Origin of the sequence: Mesorhizobium sp. M6A.T.Cr.TU.014.01.1.1, assembly GCF_004022765.1 — a bacterium.
GTDB classification, from domain to species: Bacteria; Pseudomonadota; Alphaproteobacteria; order Rhizobiales; family Rhizobiaceae; genus Mesorhizobium; species Mesorhizobium mediterraneum.
This window is the reverse complement of the sequence record NZ_RZPG01000112.1, coordinates 1-359: the sequence shown is the minus strand read 5'-3', so window position 1 is coordinate 359 and position 359 is coordinate 1. Positions and strand designations below refer to the sequence as shown.

General features: G+C 66.6%; 1 protein-coding gene and 1 pseudogene. Both read right to left on the bottom strand.

Translation table 11 applies throughout. From position 1 onward, the window contains the following. Positions 1 to 273: AzlD family protein (locus EN885_RS33195; protein WP_164897987.1), on the bottom strand; the 273-nt coding region annotated here is incomplete at its 3' end. Beyond that, positions 270 to 359, bottom strand: a pseudogene (locus EN885_RS34940) (branched-chain amino acid ABC transporter permease); the annotation flags it as partial. The gene EN885_RS33195 and the pseudogene EN885_RS34940, both read right to left, overlap by 4 nt.

Here is a 359-nt window from a genome sequence, read left to right as displayed (position 1 = left end):
AATCAGAACCGCCGCGCCGGCCAGAAACATCGCCATCAACCCACCGCGCAACGAAACCACGGCGGTGACCACCAGAGCCGCCCATTCCGCCGGCCCGGCATTCAACAGTTCCGGCGCCACCAGCGTCGTCAGCACCGCCGCCGGCACGGCGTTGAGACCAGCCTCGACGCGCGGATGGATGGTTTCGAAGCGGGAGATGACCAGATGGCCGCCGATGCGCGTCAGATAGGTCGCGATTGCGCCGGCGATGATGATCCAGAATGTCGTGCTCATGGCCGTGCCTTCACGCCGCTGTGGTGGGGAGGCAGGATGACCGCCAGCAACACGCCGGCAATCGCGCCGATGGAGACGTGCCAGGG